The organism is Kaistella flava (ex Peng et al. 2021), assembly GCF_015191005.1.
Classification (GTDB): domain Bacteria; phylum Bacteroidota; class Bacteroidia; order Flavobacteriales; family Weeksellaceae; genus Kaistella; species Kaistella flava.
This window is the reverse complement of record NZ_CP040442.1, coordinates 1788529-1803439: the sequence shown is the minus strand read 5'-3', so window position 1 is coordinate 1803439 and position 14911 is coordinate 1788529. Positions and strand designations below refer to the sequence as shown.

Here is a 14911-nt window from a genome sequence, read left to right as displayed (position 1 = left end):
CATTGCAAATCTGAAATTTACATCGTAAAATTCAGCACCCAAAATGGGGGATTAGCTCATCTGGCTAGAGCGTTTGACTGGCAGTCAAGAGGTGGTCGGTTCGATCCCGATATCCTCCACAAAAAAAGAGTTGCATTAATTTGTAACTCTTTTTTTTATGGCGCACATTTCCGGCTTTCCACTGCAATTCCTCACGCCTTTGCTTTCCCTGCGCTTGTTCCGGGATTTCCGTTGCAATCCGGGGCGCAATTCAGGCTGGAAACAAAATCAGTTTTACATTCAAGGGAAATCTGTCAATTTTTGATAGTTCTGGTTTTTAACTTAATCCCGTAATTTTTCCATTTTTATCGATGTGCATTCCTTCCGCAGCGGGAACATTAGGCAATCCCGGCATTCTCATCATGTCACCTAAAACCGGAATGATGAATCCCGCACCGGCAGCAAATTCAAATTCACGAACCGTAATTTTGAAATTCGAAGGTCGCCCGATTTTAGTTTCGTCGTCGCTTAAAGATTTCTGAGTTTTGGCCATGCAGATAGGCAGTTTGTCAAAATTTAAATCGTAAATAGTTTTCAGTTGATTTTTTGCTTTCTGGGAATAAACCACACTTTCTGCGCCGTAAACTTCTTTCGCAATGGTTTCAATTTTATGTTCCACAGAATCTTCAACATTATATAATGGTTTGAAGTCGTTGCCACAATGAGCCGCACAGCGAACAACTTCCTCGGCCAGGTCGATCATTCCGTCACCTCCTTTTGTAAACTCATCTGCCACAATTGCTTTTACATTTAGTTTTGCACAGGCACTTATTAAAAATTCAATCTCTTCCTGAGAATCTGTTGCAAAATGATTAATGGCAACAATTGGCTGCATTCCAAATTTCAGTGCGTTTTCAATATGTTTTTCCAGATTTTCAAATCCATTTTTCAGACATTCTAAATTAGGATGTTCATATTCTCCTTTTTTCGCCCCACCATGATAACGCAAAGCACGAATGGTAGCGACAATCACGTAAGCGTCAGGTTTCATTTTTCCGTAATGACATTTGATATGCAGGAATTTTTCAGCACCGAGATCGGCTCCGAATCCCGCTTCTGTAACAACGTAATCTGCGAGAGAAAGTCCTGTTTTTGTAGCGATAATCGTATTGGTTCCTTGCGCAATATTCGCAAAAGGTCCACCGTGAAGAATCGCCGGATTTCCTTCTAAAGTCTGAACCAGATTTGGTTTAATGGCATCTTTTAATAAAATCGCCATCGCATTTTCTGCTTTTAAATCTCGCGCGAAAATTGGTTTTTTGTCAAAAGTATAACCCACGAAAATATTTCCTAATCTATTTTTCAAATCTTCGAAGTCATTGCTTAAACATAAGATCGCCATCACTTCACTCGCCGGCGTAATATTGAAACCTTCTTCCCGCGTAATTCCGTTATTGGAGCCACCTAATCCAACGACAATATTTCGCAAGGAACGGTCATTCATATCCATCACGCGCTTCCAAACGATGGTTCTTGGATCAATATTTAAAGAGTATACTTTGTTTTGTAAATTATTATCAATCAACGCAGAAAGTAAGTTGTTCGCCTTTTCAATCGCTGAAAAATCTCCCGTAAAATGGAGGTTAATATCAACCATAGGAATGAGTTGCGCATAACCGCCACCGGCAGCGCCACCTTTAACACCGAAAACCGGCCCAAGTGAAGGTTCACGTAAAACCGCAATTGATTTTTTACCAATCTTACATAAACCGTCATTCAAACCAACAGAAACGGTGGTTTTTCCTTCACCGGCCGGAGTTGGATTAATGGCAGTAACTAAAATAAGTTTTGCTTTTTTAATCTTTTCTTCATCGATATATTTTAAAGGTATTTTGGCTTTGTACTTTCCGTAATATTCCAGGTCATCATGATCAATGCCTACTTTATCAGCAATATTTTTGATCAATTGAATGTCGGCGGATTCTGCAATTTCTAGATCGGTAGGGAAACTCATATTCTGGTATTTTTAATTCACTCAAATTTAGTGGAAATCAAATTTTAAATCAATTTTTTATTCATGCTTTATATCAGTAGTTCTGTTTTTTACCAAAAAAGAATAGAAAATCTTTCGATTAACTATTCTTTAGCAAAATTTTATTCAGACAGAAACAACTAAATATTTTCTGATTTTCGGATACTTTTTTCGCATTTCCGCCGTCCATTAGACCTTGGAAAACTTTAAAAACTATTTATCTTAATTTAATATCGCCGCCATCTGCCATAATGGTCTGACCTGTCATATACTGACTGTCGTCGCTCAATAGAAAAGCCACAATTGGTGCGATATCGTTTTCAGGGTCTCCGAAATGACTCAACGGAATATGATCGGCAATTTGCTTATACTGCTCCGGACTGCTTTCTCGCCATTTAATAACACCTTCAGTTAAAGCCAGTGGGCAAACGACATTAACCCGAATATTATCTTTTCCCCATTCCGTCGCGGCAACACGGCTCAAACCTCGAATCGCTTCTTTGGCAGCGGCGTAACTTGCCTGCGTAGCCTGGCCATTCAGGGCGGCACCGGATCCGAAATTGACCACCGAGCCTTTTGATTTTTTTAATTCAGCATAGGCGGCTTTCATAAAATGAAGGGTTGCATTAAATCCAGTTCCAAAAGATAAAGCCCAGTCATCTGCCGTCAATTCCATCAAAGGTTTTTGGCGAGAAGCGTGTGCGTTGTTGACTAATCCCGTTAGTTTTCCAAATTTTGAAACCGCCAACTTTACTGCTTCTTCTGCCACGGATTCTTTGGATACGTCACCGTTTAGGAATGCAATGTTTTGCGGACTTTCTTTTACTTTATTTTGTCCGGCTTCTTCGTTGATGTCTACAGCAACTACCGAGGCGCCACGTTTTACGAGAACCGATGTTAAAGCACCGCCAATTCCCGACGCTCCACCTGTTACGATTACGACTTGTCCTTTTAAATTTTCCATAACTTTTTAACTTTTAAATGATTATTTCTCCAACTATAATAGATGCTTTTTCATTGCAAATAGTTGGTTTTTTATTTAAGTAAAGGTAATGAATGATCGTCTTTTAAGAAATGCTGGAAAGGCGGACTTACATGTTCAAATGGAATAATTTTATTTTTTCACCAGAAGAATTTAAATTAAAAGAGTCTTTTTCGGCAATGTTTTTGATAGGTTGAAGCGTCAAGAATTCTGCAAGATCAACTTCAGTTGATAATCATATTCCGGTATTTTTACATCAGTCCTCTTTTAAGTTGAGTTAAAATACAACTTCGAATTCTTACCTTATTATCCTCTAAAAAATCCGTATTTTTGCAGAATTCCAAAAATTCAAATTTTGGAAAATTTAAAATGGAAGATCCTAAAGAATATATAGAAGTTTACGGAGCCCGTGAACACAACTTAAAAAATATCGATGTCAAAATTCCCCGCAATGAACTGGTTGTAATCACCGGACTTTCAGGGAGTGGTAAATCGTCGTTGGCTTTTGATACGATTTTCGCGGAAGGTCAGCGAAGATATATCGAAACTTTTTCGGCGTATGCCAGACAATTTCTGGGTGGTTTAGAAAGACCCGATGTTGATAAAATCGACGGACTTTCGCCGGTTATCGCCATCGAACAGAAAACGACCAATAAAAACCCGCGTTCTACAGTTGGAACGGTGACTGAATTATATGACTTTTTACGTTTGCTTTTTGCCAGAGTTTCAGATGCGTACTCGTTAACGACCGGCCAAAGATTGGTCAGTTATACCGAAGAGCAAATTTTAGAGGCCGTGAAAAACAATTACAAAGGAGAAAAGGTAATGTTGTTGGCGCCCGTAGTTAGTTCTCGTAAAGGACATTACCATGAACTTTTTATTCAGATGGCCAAGAAAGGATACGGCCAGGCGAGAATTGATGGCGAAATTCTGGATATCGAATATGATTTAAAACTCGACCGCTACAAAACCCACGATATCGATATTGTTATCGACCGTTGGATTATCGGCGAAAGTGCCTCTGAAGCCAGAATGGAACAATCCCTGAAAACTGCTTTGCACATGGGCGAAGGAGTAATTGGGATCCAGAAATTAGCAAGTGATAAAATAGAATATTTCTCCAAAAATTTAATGGATGCCGATACCGGACATTCATTGGCTTTACCGGAGCCGAACACGTTTTCGTTCAATTCTCCGAAAGGAAGTTGTCCGTATTGCAAAGGATTGGGAACAGTGAAAAAAGTAAACACCGATTATTTTGTTGAAAACCCAAAACTTTCTATAAATCAAGGTGGTTTACTTCCATTAGAAGATATTAAATCGAACAAATGGATTCTGGGTCAAATTAAAAATATTTTAGAAATTTATGGACTTTCGTTGGCAACACCGATGAAAGATATTCCTGAAGAAGCAATCGACTATATTTACAACGGTTGTCATAAAGAAATCAATAAAGATTTAAAACACGCCGGCATTAATAAGAAAATTAAAGTCAATTTTGATGGGCTGATTTCTTTAATTAATGATATGATCGATGACAAAGAAAGTTACGATGCTACTTTGTTAGAACGTCATTTCACCACGGAAGAGGTTTGTCCGGAATGTAATGGAGCGCGTTTGCAAGCGGCGAGTTTAAGTTTTAAAATCGATGGAAAAAATATTGCAGAAATTAATGCTTTATCGCTTCTTGATTTAAAGGAATGGTTGATTCAGGTTGAAGATAAATTCAATAAAAACAATAAAATAATCGCTCACGAAATTCTGAAGGAAATCAAAACCAGATTGCAGTTTTTGCTCGATGTCGGTTTAGATTATCTGAGTTTGAGCAGAAGTTCACGAACCCTTTCTGGTGGGGAATCTCAACGGATTCGGTTGGCAACACAAATCGGTTCGCAATTGGTGAATGTTCTTTATATTTTAGATGAGCCATCGATTGGTTTGCATCAAAGAGATAACGAAAGACTGATCGATTCTTTGAAAAATTTACGCGATATCGGAAATTCTGTAATCGTTGTTGAACACGACAAAGACATGATTATGGAGGCTGATGAGGTTTTGGATATTGGTCCGCGCGCCGGAAAATTCGGTGGTGAAGTTCTTTGGCAAGGAAAGCCGAAAGATTTATTAAATGCCGATACGATCACTGCAGATTATCTGACCGGAAAACGTAAAATCGAAGTTCCGGAAGTTCGTAGAGAAGGAAATGGTAAATCACTAATTCTAAAAGGTGCGACGGGAAATAATCTGAAGAATGTGAATTTAGAAATTCCTTTGGGAAAACTGGTTGTAGTAACGGGGATTTCGGGAAGTGGAAAATCTTCTTTGATTAATGGAACTTTGTATCCAATTCTAAATCAGCATTTTTACAGAGCGGTAAAAGATCCTTTGCCGTACAAAAAATTGGAAGGAATTGATAATATCGACAAAATTGTAGATGTTGATCAAACGCCTATTGGTAGAACGCCACGTTCAAATCCCGCGACTTATACGGGAATGTTTACCGATATCAGAAATCTTTTTGCAGAACTTCCGGAGTCTAAAATCCGAGGTTATAAAGCAGGACGATTCTCCTTTAATGTAAAAGGCGGACGCTGTGAAACCTGTCAAGGTGGAGGTTTGAAAGTCATTGAAATGAATTTCTTGCCCGATGTATATGTTCATTGTGAAACGTGCAATGGAAAACGATTTAACCGTGAAACCTTAGAAGTTCGGTACAAAGGAAAATCTATTTCTGACGTATTGGAAATGACGATTGATGAAGCGACAGAATTCTTCCAGCCAATTCCGAAAATCTTCATGAAAGTGAAAACGATGCAGGATGTTGGTTTGGGATATATCACGCTCGGACAACAATCTACAACTTTAAGTGGAGGAGAAGCACAAAGAATTAAACTCGCCACAGAATTATCAAAAAGGCAAACCGGAAATACTTTATATATTCTAGATGAACCTACGACAGGACTGCATTTTGAAGACGTAAAAGTGTTGATGGATGCGATTAATAAACTGGTTGAATTAGGTAACTCTTTCATCATCATCGAACATAATATGGATGTGATCAAACTTGCAGATCATATTATCGACGTTGGTCCGGAAGGAGGCTTCCGCGGCGGAGAAATTATCGCGAAAGGAACTCCGGAAGAAGTAGCGCGATCGAAAAAATCATTGACCGCGAAGTTTTTGAAAAGAGAATTAGAGTAATATAAATTTTAAATATTAAGGAAAACCACAATTTTAGTTGTGGTTTTTTTATTTACTTTTACTTTGTATTATAAAAACAGAAAATAATGAATCCATTTCTCGATGTTGCTTTACGCAGTCTTGCGGTCTATCTTTTTATGTTTGCCGCAATTCGGATTTTTGGGAAGAATCAATTATCGCAGCTTAATGCTGGTGATATTGTGTTGCTTCTATTGATTTCAAATGCGGTGCAGAATGCGATGGTTGGTTCTAATGTGAGTTTAGAAGGTGGTTTAGTGGCAGCGCTGGTTTTATTTATAGCCAATTTTGTCGTCAAAAAAATCATTTTTAAAAATGCTAAAATTAAAAGTTTGGTAGAATCTGATCCTGAGATTTTAATTAAAGATGGAATTGTAGATAATGTAAAAATGAAAGAACAGGAAGTGAGTTTTGATGAATTGGAAGAAGCCGTACGTGAACATGGCGTCGAGAAAATTGAAGACGTAAAATTGGCGGTCTTGGAAGTAGATGGAAATATCAGTGTTATTTCTATGGATAAGGAAAGTGGATCTACCAAGTTTTCACGACGTCGCAGAAAGTTCCCGAGAAAAAGCCATAAATATTAAGAAACTGTTGAAAAATATAATTCTTTTAACCGCAAAAGTTATAAAAGACAAAAGTGGAGAATAAGATTTTTAAAAGATTGCAAAAAGTGATTCCTACAATCTGTGTATCTTTTGCATACTTTTGAATTGCTTAATAAAATAAAACTTTTGCCTCTTTTGCGGTAAAAAAAATTAAACCTGTTCTAATTAAACCTGTTTGAAAATATAAATCTTTAAACCACAAAGTCACAAAGATTTTATTGATGAAAAGTTTAAAATTCTACAGCTAAAAAGGACATGAAGTTTCTGAAAACTTATAGATTTTCTTATTAGTGAACTTGAATTATAACTTTTTGTAGAATACTTTTGTGACTTTGTGGTTAAAAAAAATACAAGTTTTAATAATATAACAATGAATTACGAAATACGTCCAATGCGTCCGGAAGATGGCGATAAAGTTTTAGAAATTTTTCAACAGGGAATTAATGGCGGAAATGCTACTTTCGATAAAGTGGCGCCGACTTGGGAAGCGTGGGATACCAAGCATTTTAATCTCTGTCGTTTCGTTTTAGAAAATGAAAAGGATGAAGTTGTTGGTTGGTGTGCCTTGCAGCCTGTAAGCAATCGAGATTGTTTTAAAGGAGTTGCTGAAGTTAGTATTTATCTGGATGGTTCTGTTCAGGGACAAGGACTGGGAACCGTAATGATGAAAAAACTCATTTTAGATAGCGAAGAAAATAACTTCTGGACTCTACAGGCCGGAATTTTTCCCGAGAATTTAGTGAGTGTAAAAATTCATGAAAAGCACGGATTCACGATTGTCGGAAGAAGAGAAAAAATAGGAGAGATGAACGGAAAGTGGCGGGATATTATTTTACTGGAACGAAGAAGTAAAGTGATCGGAGTTTAGGTTGTAATTTTTAGTTTTAAATTATCTGTATTGCCTAAAAAAAGCAGAAATTTGCAGGTTGAAAGATTTGAGCTCATGAAAATCTTTTAAATTTTTTTCTTAATTATATCCAATGCCAAAAGAATTTCAATTTCAAGTATCGCCCGAAGCCGCTGCCAACGAAGATTTGTTAGCACAACAAGTAGCCAAATTTTGTAAGATAAGTCCGAAGGAAATTCAAAAAGTAGTTGTTTTGAAACGTTCTTTTGATGCCCGACAAAAGGCGGTAAAAGTCAATGTTAAGGGAAATGTTTTTTTAGTTGATGAAGATTATATTCCTGCTAAAGTTGAATTACCAGATTATCCGAATGTTGCCAACAAGCAAGAAGTAATTGTGGTAGGAGCTGGTCCGGCTGGACTTTTTGCTGCATTACAATTGATTGAATTGGGATTAAAACCAATCGTTTTAGAACGCGGAAAAGATGTTCGTGGTCGTCGTCGTGATTTGAAAGCAATCAATGTAGATGGAATTGTCAATGAAGATTCTAATTATTGCTTTGGCGAAGGTGGTGCCGGAACTTATTCGGATGGAAAATTATATACGCGTTCAAAAAAGCGTGGCGATATCGATCGAATTTTAGAGCTTTTTGTGGGTTTTGGAGCTACGCCTGATATCATGGTAGATGCTCATCCACATATTGGAACCAATAAATTACCCAAGATTATTCAAGATATTCGGGAACAGATTATCGCTTCCGGTGGAGAAGTTTTATTTGAAACTCGTGTCACTGATTTTGTGGTGAAAAGTAACGAAATGCAAGGTGTTGTTCTTCAAAATGGAAATGTCATTTCGGCGAATAAAGTTATTTTAGCAACGGGACATTCCGCACGTGATATTTTTGAATTACTGCATAAGAGGAATATTCTCATTGAAGCCAAACCTTTTGCATTAGGGGTGCGAGCAGAACATCCACAAGAATTAATAGATAAAATTCAATATTCCTGCGACTACCGTGGTGAATTTTTACCGCCTGCACCATATTCTGTGGTGAAGCAAGTGAACGGTCGTGGGATGTACTCATTTTGTATGTGTCCCGGTGGTGTAATTGCGCCCTGTGCAACGAGTCCGGGAGAAGTAGTTACGAATGGTTGGTCGCCTTCTAAAAGAGATCAGTCTACCGCGAATTCAGGAATTGTAGTGGAATTAAAATTAGAAGATTTCAAACCTTTTCAACAATTTGGGCCTTTAGCCGGGATGGAATTTCAGAAAGCAATAGAACAAAAAGCCTGGCATTTGGCTGGTGAAACTCAAAAAGTTCCGGCGCAACGAATGGTTGATTTTACTCAAAATAAAATTTCACATGATATTCCAAAAACCTCTTATGTTCCCGGAACTACTTCTGTTGAAATGGGAGAAGTTTTCCCGGGGTTTTTAAGTCAAATTATGCGACAAGGCTTTTCAGAATTTGGAAAATCGATGAAAGGTTATATGACGAATGAAGCTATTTTGCACGCGCCAGAAAGCCGAACTTCTTCACCAGTTCGTATTCCAAGAGATCATTATTCTTTGGAACATCTTCAAATTAAAGGTTTGTATCCATGTGGCGAAGGAGCCGGTTACGCAGGTGGAATTATTTCCGCGGCAATCGATGGAGAAAAGTGTGCTTTGAAGGTTGCAGAAAGTTTAAATTTAATATGATTGTCCGTTATTTGACATAAAAGCAATTCTCTTGCGAACTTTATTAAGTAAAATCGAAGATAATTCGACGAAGTCAAACGCCATTGCGAACTTAAAAACGGGTGTAAAACAGCATGTTTGTAAAGAAAACTTTGCGAAAATTTGCGGGAAAATTTGCATTATGCATAAAAACGGAAATACATTAAACTCAATTATAAAATAAAATAGTATTCATCATATTAGAATTTAGAGTTTGGCACTATAATGGAAAAGTAGCTGTTAACCTTTAAATTTAATAAAATGAAAAATATTTTTAAAATACTATTAGGTACAGGATTGGCAATTGCGCTAAATTCTTGTGGAACTGTACAAGATCCTTATGGAAATAATCGTCCAGGAAATGTGGTGATTTACCGATCAAATGATGGCGTAGTTTACCGTAGAGGTGAGATTTATAGAGACCGTAATGGAAATGTATATCAAAACGGACGAATCATAAGAAGTGGTGATATTTATGGCAGACCAGGCATTATACCTGGAAATAGAAATTCAACCGCTTATTATCCGAATCAGTATCGAGCGGATCAATTTAAAAATAACAATAGAAATGACCGGTGGAAAAATGATGACCATCATGACCGAATGAATAGAAACCATAACAAAGACAAAAACGATAAATATAGAGGTCACAACGATTAAAATAAAAAAGGCGGGAAATAATTTTCCCGCCTTTCTTCTTCATTTTTACTAAATACTACTTATCGATTGAGCCTAAAACTTTTTGTGCAAAAGAATTTAGGGCGTCTCTTTCAGCCATTCCGTTGGCAACATTTGCATGAACTTCGAGTGCGCCACAGATATTGGTAATCAATTCTCCGACAACATTCAAATCTTCTTCCGTTGTTCCTCGGAATTCAGAAAATGCTTCGATAACTTCTAAAGTTTTTTCTAAATTTTCTACAGACTGGGTTTGATAAAACTGTCTGATTATAGGTAATTTCATTTCTAATTTTATTTTTTCAATGGTGAAATGTTATCGCCCAGTTTTCGTCGGAGTTCGTAAGAAAACCAAAAAAGGCGATTTCATTAGTTCAGTTCTTTAAAAAGATTAATAAGACTTTCTGCCTGATTAGATTGAACCTGATTTACCAATTTCCCGTCTTTGAAAATTGCGAACGTAGGTAAATTATCTACGGTTGCTAATTTTCGGCTTTCAGGTAATTTTTCTGCATCAACATATAGGAAAGGAATATCTTCATTTTCCGCTGCTAATTTTTTGAATTTTGGTTTCATGATTCGGCAGTTTCCACACCATGTTGCACCATACTGTACAACTACTTTTTCATTGTCTGCTACAATTTGCTGTAGCGTATCTTCTGCTAATTCTGTGTACATAATTCTTTTTTTAGTTTGAGTGAGATGCTAAGTATTCTGCGGTAGATTCTCTATTTGCTTTCATTGCATCTTTTCCTTCTTCCCAGTTTGCCGGACAAACTTCACCATGTTTCTGCACGTGAGTGTAAGCATCGATTAATCTTAAGAATTCTTTTACGTTTCTTCCTAATGGCATATCATTTACTGCTTCGTGGAAGATTTTTCCAGTTTCGTCAATTAAATAAGTTGCTCTGTAAGTAACATTTGAACCAGTGAAAGATTCGTTTCCTTCTTCATCGTAATCAAAATCCTGATCAACGATTCCTAAAATATTTGCTAATTGTCTGTGCGTATCTGCTAAGATTGGGTAAGTTACTCCTTCGATTCCTCCGTTATCTTTTGGGGTGTTTAACCACGCGAAGTGTACTTCATTGGTATCGCAAGAAGCACCGATCACTTTGGTATTTCTTTTTTCAAATTCACCTAAAGCCTCCTGGAATGCGTGAAGTTCTGTTGGACAAACAAAAGTAAAATCTTTTGGATACCAGAATAAAAGAACTTTCTGTTCGTTTTTAGTTGCTTCTTCGAAGATGTTGATTTTCAAATCATCACCCATTTCAGACATTGCATCAATTGCGATGTTGGGGAATTTTTTTCCTACTAATGACATAATATTGTTGTTTTAAAATTTTCTAATGCAAAAGTACAATGTTTTTATCAATCATAAAAACATTTTCGATTTATATAATCTATAACAGTGAAAGATTATTCACATTTAAAATTAAAGTTATAAATTCACATAACAAAATTTTACCATGAAAAAAATACTGATAATTATCATCGTAGCCTTCGTACTGATTCAGTTTTTCCCAATTGAAAAGAGTAATCCTGTTGCGACACCGCAAATGGATTTCTTAAAAATTAAAAATACACCTGAAAGAACGGCTGCTTTAATTAAAAATGCCTGTTATGATTGTCACAGCAATGAATCAAAATATCCTTGGTATGCGAATATACAGCCGGTCGGTTGGTTTTTGGCTGATCATATTAAAGAAGGAAGAAAAGAATTAAATTTTTCTACTTTTGCGACGTATGACAAAAAGAGACAAGCCAAGAAATTAAAGGAAGCAGCTGAACAGCTGGAGAAAAATGAAATGCCTTTGGATTCTTACGTGATCTTGCACCCAGAAGCGAAGTTAAGTGCTGCTGATAAAAAAGAATTGATTGATTATTTCAAATTTATGGAGAATGATACCCGAATTTTAAATGATTTGCCAACCGCAGTCGAAAAATCTGATTTTAAAACTCAATAATGACGTGACGAACGTCGATAAAACTAAATATTACGTTTTCTATGATGGAGAATGTGGCTTCTGTGATTTCTGGGTTCACTGGATTTTAAAGAAAGATGTAAAAAATAATTTTCTATTTGCTTCCTTACAATCTGAGTTTGGTCAACAATTTTTGGGTGACCGAAATTTAGAATTAAAGGATTTGGATACGCTGTACCTTTGGAAACCTGAACAATATTATTTGCAAAAATCACAAGCTGTTTTCAAAATTTCCGAAGTAATCGGTGGAACCTATAAATTGATGTCGTATTTCCGATTTCTCCCAACTGGTTTCACTGACTTTTTCTACGACAGAGTTGCGGCGAACAGAAAGAAACTGGCTGCTGGCGCGTGTGAAGTTCCGACAGTGGAGGAGCGGAAGAAGTTTATTTCTTAGATGGTAGGTGAAAGATAATAGACCACTTTGATTTTAGATAAAGGATAATAGACAATAGATTTTTCTGCTTTAGGCTACAAATTGTTGACTGAATATAGACAATTATATTTTTGAGATATTAGTTTCAACATCAAAAGGAACGAGCTTTAGCCTGTTTATGAATGAAATTTCACATTGGCTTTAGCCGAAACTTATTTTACGATTTCATAAAATTGCTTTCATCATTGTTAAAAAATTCTGAATCTCGATTTTAGTTCGGGAATTGAACTCGAAAACCGGTCTGCGTGAGGGCGTAGGCGGAAATCCTTTTTTTTGTGAACTCTTCTTTTGTGCAAAATTCTTTCTAAAAAAAGATTGGGAGCCGAAGACCGACCCGAAGTAGCGGAGGGAAGGTGATGGCAACGAAGGGGCACGCCCAAAAAAATATTCAGACAACTAAAACTATTAACCTTAACAAATTCTTATATTTGCAGTTATGGAATATAATACAAGCAAAACGCAACTCCAAATGCCGGAATACGGTCGAATTATACAGCAACTTGTAGAACGTTGCCAGGAGCTTGAAAATAGAGACGAACGTAATGAAATGGCCGTGGCGATTGTTGATTTTATGGGTCAAAGAAATCCACAACTTCGTGACGAAGAAAATTATAAACATAAACTTTGGGACCATCTTTTTATATTAGCGAAATATGATTTAGACGTTGATTCGCCCTATCATATCCCGACTCCCGAAGAAATGCAGGTGAAACCTAAGAGAATGGAGTATCCAAAACTTCAGGGTGATTTTAAATTTTACGGAAAGAGTATTTTACAATTGATCGATAAAGCTATTGAACTGGAAGCAGGCGACGAAAAAGATGCTTTGATTCAGGTGATTGCCAATAATATGAAGAAATCCTATAATGTTTATAATAAGGAACATGTACAGGATGAGGTTATTTTCCGTCATTTAAAGGATCTTTCGGAAAACCGTTTGGATTTAACCGTTTTGGATTCATTAGAAAAAAGTAAAATTTATTACGCGACGAACCGTACTAATAAATCGTACACCAGAAATAATACAGGTAATTCGAATAATCCAAAGAATCAAAATACCAGAAAGAATTTTCAAAATAATAAAAATCGGAAATAAGAATGAGCGGAAGTTTTCAAATTAGAGGAGGGAAAAAACTGCATGGCGAAATTACGCCACAAGGTGCTAAAAACGAAGCGCTCCAGATTTTATGTGCAGTATTGTTGACGGATGAAGTCGTGCGCGTAAAGAATATTCCGGATATTCATGATGTTAACCGATTGATTGAAATTCTGGGTGATTTTGGTGTAAAAGTTACTAAAAATGGTCACGGAGATTATTCTTTCCAAGCAGATGCGGTCAACTTTGATTATATAAAGTCAGATGATTTTAAACAAGATGGTGCAAGACTTCGTGGTTCTGTCATGTTACTCGGTCCGATGCTCGCCCGATATGGTGAAGCTTATATGCCAACTCCGGGTGGTGACAAAATCGGTAGACGCCGATTGGATACTCATTTCCAGGGTTTGGTAGAATTAGGTGCTGAGTTTCATTATGATGAAAAAGAATGTTTTTATACGTTAAAGGCGAAAGAACTTCACGGTAAATTTATTTTACTGGAAGAAGCTTCTGTAACAGGAACTGCAAATATATTGATGGCTGCAGTTTTAGCGAAAGGTAAAACGAGAGTTTATAATGCAGCTTGTGAACCTTACTTGCAGCAATTATGTAAAATGCTTAATAGGATGGGCGCCAATATTTCAGGTATTGGTTCTAATTTATTGACCATCGAAGGTGTTGAGCATTTACGCGGAACAGAACATACGATGTTGCCAGATATGGTTGAAATCGGTTCTTGGATTGGTCTTGCAGCCATGACGAAATCGGAGATCACCATTAAAAATGTGAACTGGAAAGAACTCGGAGTGATTCCAAATACGTTTAAAAAATTAGGAATTCAATTAGAAAAAAGAGGTGATGATATTTTCGTCCCTGCTCAGGAAAATTATAAGATCCAAAAATTTATTGATGGATCGATTCTTACGGTTTCAGATGCGCCGTGGCCCGGATTTACACCGGATTTATTGTCCATTATTTTAGTTGTTGCGACACAGGCAAAAGGAACAGTTCTGATTCACCAAAAAATGTTTGAATCCCGCTTGTTCTTCGTGGATAAACTGATTGATATGGGTGCGCAGATTATTTTGTGTGATCCGCACAGAGCAACGGTTGTTGGTTTAAATCATGAATATCCATTAAGAGGAACCACCATGGTTTCGCCAGATATTAGAGCAGGAAATGCCTTGTTGATTGCAGCGCTTTCGGCAGAAGGAACTTCGGTTATTCATAATATTGAACAAATTGACCGTGGTTACGAAAATATTGACGGAAGATTGAAGGCAATTGGTGCCGATATTGAAAGGATTTAATTTTAGTATAGTTCGGAAT

Annotated in this window: 14 protein-coding genes and 1 tRNA gene; 10 read left to right on the top strand and 5 right to left on the bottom strand. The window is 36.8% G+C overall.

Going from position 1 to position 14911, the window contains the following annotated elements:
• Window positions 1-45 precede the first annotated feature (45 nt).
• Window positions 46-119: transfer RNA gene (locus Q73A0000_RS08225), tRNA-Ala, on the top strand.
• A gap of 197 nt (window positions 120-316) precedes the next feature.
• On the opposite strand, the gene Q73A0000_RS08220 is transcribed toward Q73A0000_RS08225, so the two are convergent.
• Both Q73A0000_RS08220 and Q73A0000_RS08215 read right to left on the bottom strand, forming a co-directional pair.
• Window positions 317-1993, bottom strand: coding sequence for a formate--tetrahydrofolate ligase (locus Q73A0000_RS08220; RefSeq protein WP_193813565.1), 1677 nt, complete (start codon window positions 1991-1993; stop codon window positions 317-319).
• A 235-nt stretch (window positions 1994-2228) separates the two neighbouring features.
• Window positions 2229-2975: an SDR family NAD(P)-dependent oxidoreductase gene (locus Q73A0000_RS08215; protein ID WP_193813564.1), complete on the bottom strand. Its 747-nt coding sequence runs from the start codon at window positions 2973-2975 to the stop codon at window positions 2229-2231.
• A gap of 387 nt (window positions 2976-3362) precedes the next feature.
• Here Q73A0000_RS08215 and uvrA point away from each other — a divergent pair, with 387 nt between their 5' ends.
• The 5 genes from uvrA to Q73A0000_RS08190 all read left to right on the top strand — a co-directional run bounded on the left by uvrA (window position 3363) and on the right by Q73A0000_RS08190 (window position 10044).
• Window positions 3363-6194, top strand: a complete 2832-nt coding sequence (uvrA, locus tag Q73A0000_RS08210; RefSeq protein WP_193813563.1) for an excinuclease ABC subunit UvrA — start codon at window positions 3363-3365, stop codon at window positions 6192-6194.
• Window positions 6195-6280: 86 nt separating this feature from the next.
• Window positions 6281-6799, top strand: a complete 519-nt coding sequence (locus Q73A0000_RS08205) for a DUF421 domain-containing protein (protein ID WP_193813562.1) — start codon at window positions 6281-6283, stop codon at window positions 6797-6799.
• Between the two features lie 391 nt (window positions 6800-7190).
• A complete protein-coding gene (locus Q73A0000_RS08200) occupies window positions 7191-7688 on the top strand; it encodes a GNAT family N-acetyltransferase (protein ID WP_193813561.1) in 498 nt (165 codons plus the stop codon).
• A 112-nt stretch (window positions 7689-7800) separates the two neighbouring features.
• Complete coding sequence (locus tag Q73A0000_RS08195; protein WP_193813560.1) at window positions 7801-9366, top strand: NAD(P)/FAD-dependent oxidoreductase; 1566 nt, start codon at window positions 7801-7803, stop codon at window positions 9364-9366.
• 279 nt (window positions 9367-9645) lie between these two features.
• Window positions 9646-10044: a hypothetical protein gene (locus tag Q73A0000_RS08190; RefSeq protein ID WP_193813559.1), complete on the top strand. Its 399-nt coding sequence runs from the start codon at window positions 9646-9648 to the stop codon at window positions 10042-10044.
• 55 nt (window positions 10045-10099) lie between these two features.
• Here the strand turns inward: Q73A0000_RS08190 and Q73A0000_RS08185 are convergent, their stop codons facing one another.
• From Q73A0000_RS08185 to Q73A0000_RS08175, 3 genes are all read right to left on the bottom strand, one after another.
• Complete coding sequence (locus Q73A0000_RS08185) at window positions 10100-10348, bottom strand: DUF6952 family protein (RefSeq protein ID WP_193813558.1); 249 nt, start codon at window positions 10346-10348, stop codon at window positions 10100-10102.
• 83 nt (window positions 10349-10431) lie between these two features.
• Window positions 10432-10740: a thioredoxin family protein gene (locus Q73A0000_RS08180; RefSeq protein WP_193813557.1), complete on the bottom strand. Its 309-nt coding sequence runs from the start codon at window positions 10738-10740 to the stop codon at window positions 10432-10434.
• 10 nt (window positions 10741-10750) lie between these two features.
• Complete coding sequence (locus Q73A0000_RS08175; protein ID WP_193813556.1) at window positions 10751-11389, bottom strand: peroxiredoxin; 639 nt, start codon at window positions 11387-11389, stop codon at window positions 10751-10753.
• A gap of 145 nt (window positions 11390-11534) precedes the next feature.
• On the opposite strand from Q73A0000_RS08175, the gene Q73A0000_RS08170 reads away from it, so the two are divergent.
• The 4 genes from Q73A0000_RS08170 to murA all read left to right on the top strand — a co-directional run bounded on the left by Q73A0000_RS08170 (window position 11535) and on the right by murA (window position 14892).
• Window positions 11535-12032, top strand: a complete 498-nt coding sequence (locus Q73A0000_RS08170) for a heme-binding domain-containing protein (RefSeq protein WP_193813555.1) — start codon at window positions 11535-11537, stop codon at window positions 12030-12032.
• Window positions 11986-12447 carry a thiol-disulfide oxidoreductase DCC family protein gene (locus Q73A0000_RS08165; protein WP_193813554.1) on the top strand — a complete coding sequence of 154 codons (462 nt, stop codon included), beginning with the start codon at window positions 11986-11988 and terminating at the stop codon, window positions 12445-12447. The genes Q73A0000_RS08170 and Q73A0000_RS08165 overlap by 47 nt, the downstream gene beginning before the upstream one ends.
• Before the next feature lie 475 nt (window positions 12448-12922).
• Complete coding sequence (locus Q73A0000_RS08160; RefSeq protein WP_193813553.1) at window positions 12923-13582, top strand: DUF4290 domain-containing protein; 660 nt, start codon at window positions 12923-12925, stop codon at window positions 13580-13582.
• A 2-nt stretch (window positions 13583-13584) separates the two neighbouring features.
• A complete protein-coding gene (gene murA, locus Q73A0000_RS08155) occupies window positions 13585-14892 on the top strand; it encodes a UDP-N-acetylglucosamine 1-carboxyvinyltransferase (RefSeq protein WP_193813552.1) in 1308 nt (435 codons plus the stop codon).
• Window positions 14893-14911 lie beyond the last annotated feature (19 nt).

Coding starts and splice junctions, on each gene's coding strand:
- Q73A0000_RS08220 (WP_193813565.1), bottom strand. CDS start 1,993: ATGAGTTTCCCTACCGATCTAGAAATTGCAGAATCCGCCGACATTCAA.
- Q73A0000_RS08215 (WP_193813564.1), bottom strand. CDS start 2,975: ATGGAAAATTTAAAAGGACAAGTCGTAATCGTAACAGGTGGAGCGTCG.
- uvrA (WP_193813563.1), top strand. CDS start 3,363: ATGGAAGATCCTAAAGAATATATAGAAGTTTACGGAGCCCGTGAACAC.
- Q73A0000_RS08205 (WP_193813562.1), top strand. CDS start 6,281: ATGAATCCATTTCTCGATGTTGCTTTACGCAGTCTTGCGGTCTATCTT.
- Q73A0000_RS08200 (WP_193813561.1), top strand. CDS start 7,191: ATGAATTACGAAATACGTCCAATGCGTCCGGAAGATGGCGATAAAGTT.
- Q73A0000_RS08195 (WP_193813560.1), top strand. CDS start 7,801: ATGCCAAAAGAATTTCAATTTCAAGTATCGCCCGAAGCCGCTGCCAAC.
- Q73A0000_RS08190 (WP_193813559.1), top strand. CDS start 9,646: ATGAAAAATATTTTTAAAATACTATTAGGTACAGGATTGGCAATTGCG.
- Q73A0000_RS08185 (WP_193813558.1), bottom strand. CDS start 10,348: ATGAAATTACCTATAATCAGACAGTTTTATCAAACCCAGTCTGTAGAA.
- Q73A0000_RS08180 (WP_193813557.1), bottom strand. CDS start 10,740: ATGTACACAGAATTAGCAGAAGATACGCTACAGCAAATTGTAGCAGAC.
- Q73A0000_RS08175 (WP_193813556.1), bottom strand. CDS start 11,389: ATGTCATTAGTAGGAAAAAAATTCCCCAACATCGCAATTGATGCAATG.
- Q73A0000_RS08170 (WP_193813555.1), top strand. CDS start 11,535: ATGAAAAAAATACTGATAATTATCATCGTAGCCTTCGTACTGATTCAG.
- Q73A0000_RS08165 (WP_193813554.1), top strand. CDS start 11,986: ATGATTTGCCAACCGCAGTCGAAAAATCTGATTTTAAAACTCAATAAT.
- Q73A0000_RS08160 (WP_193813553.1), top strand. CDS start 12,923: ATGGAATATAATACAAGCAAAACGCAACTCCAAATGCCGGAATACGGT.
- murA (WP_193813552.1), top strand. CDS start 13,585: ATGAGCGGAAGTTTTCAAATTAGAGGAGGGAAAAAACTGCATGGCGAA.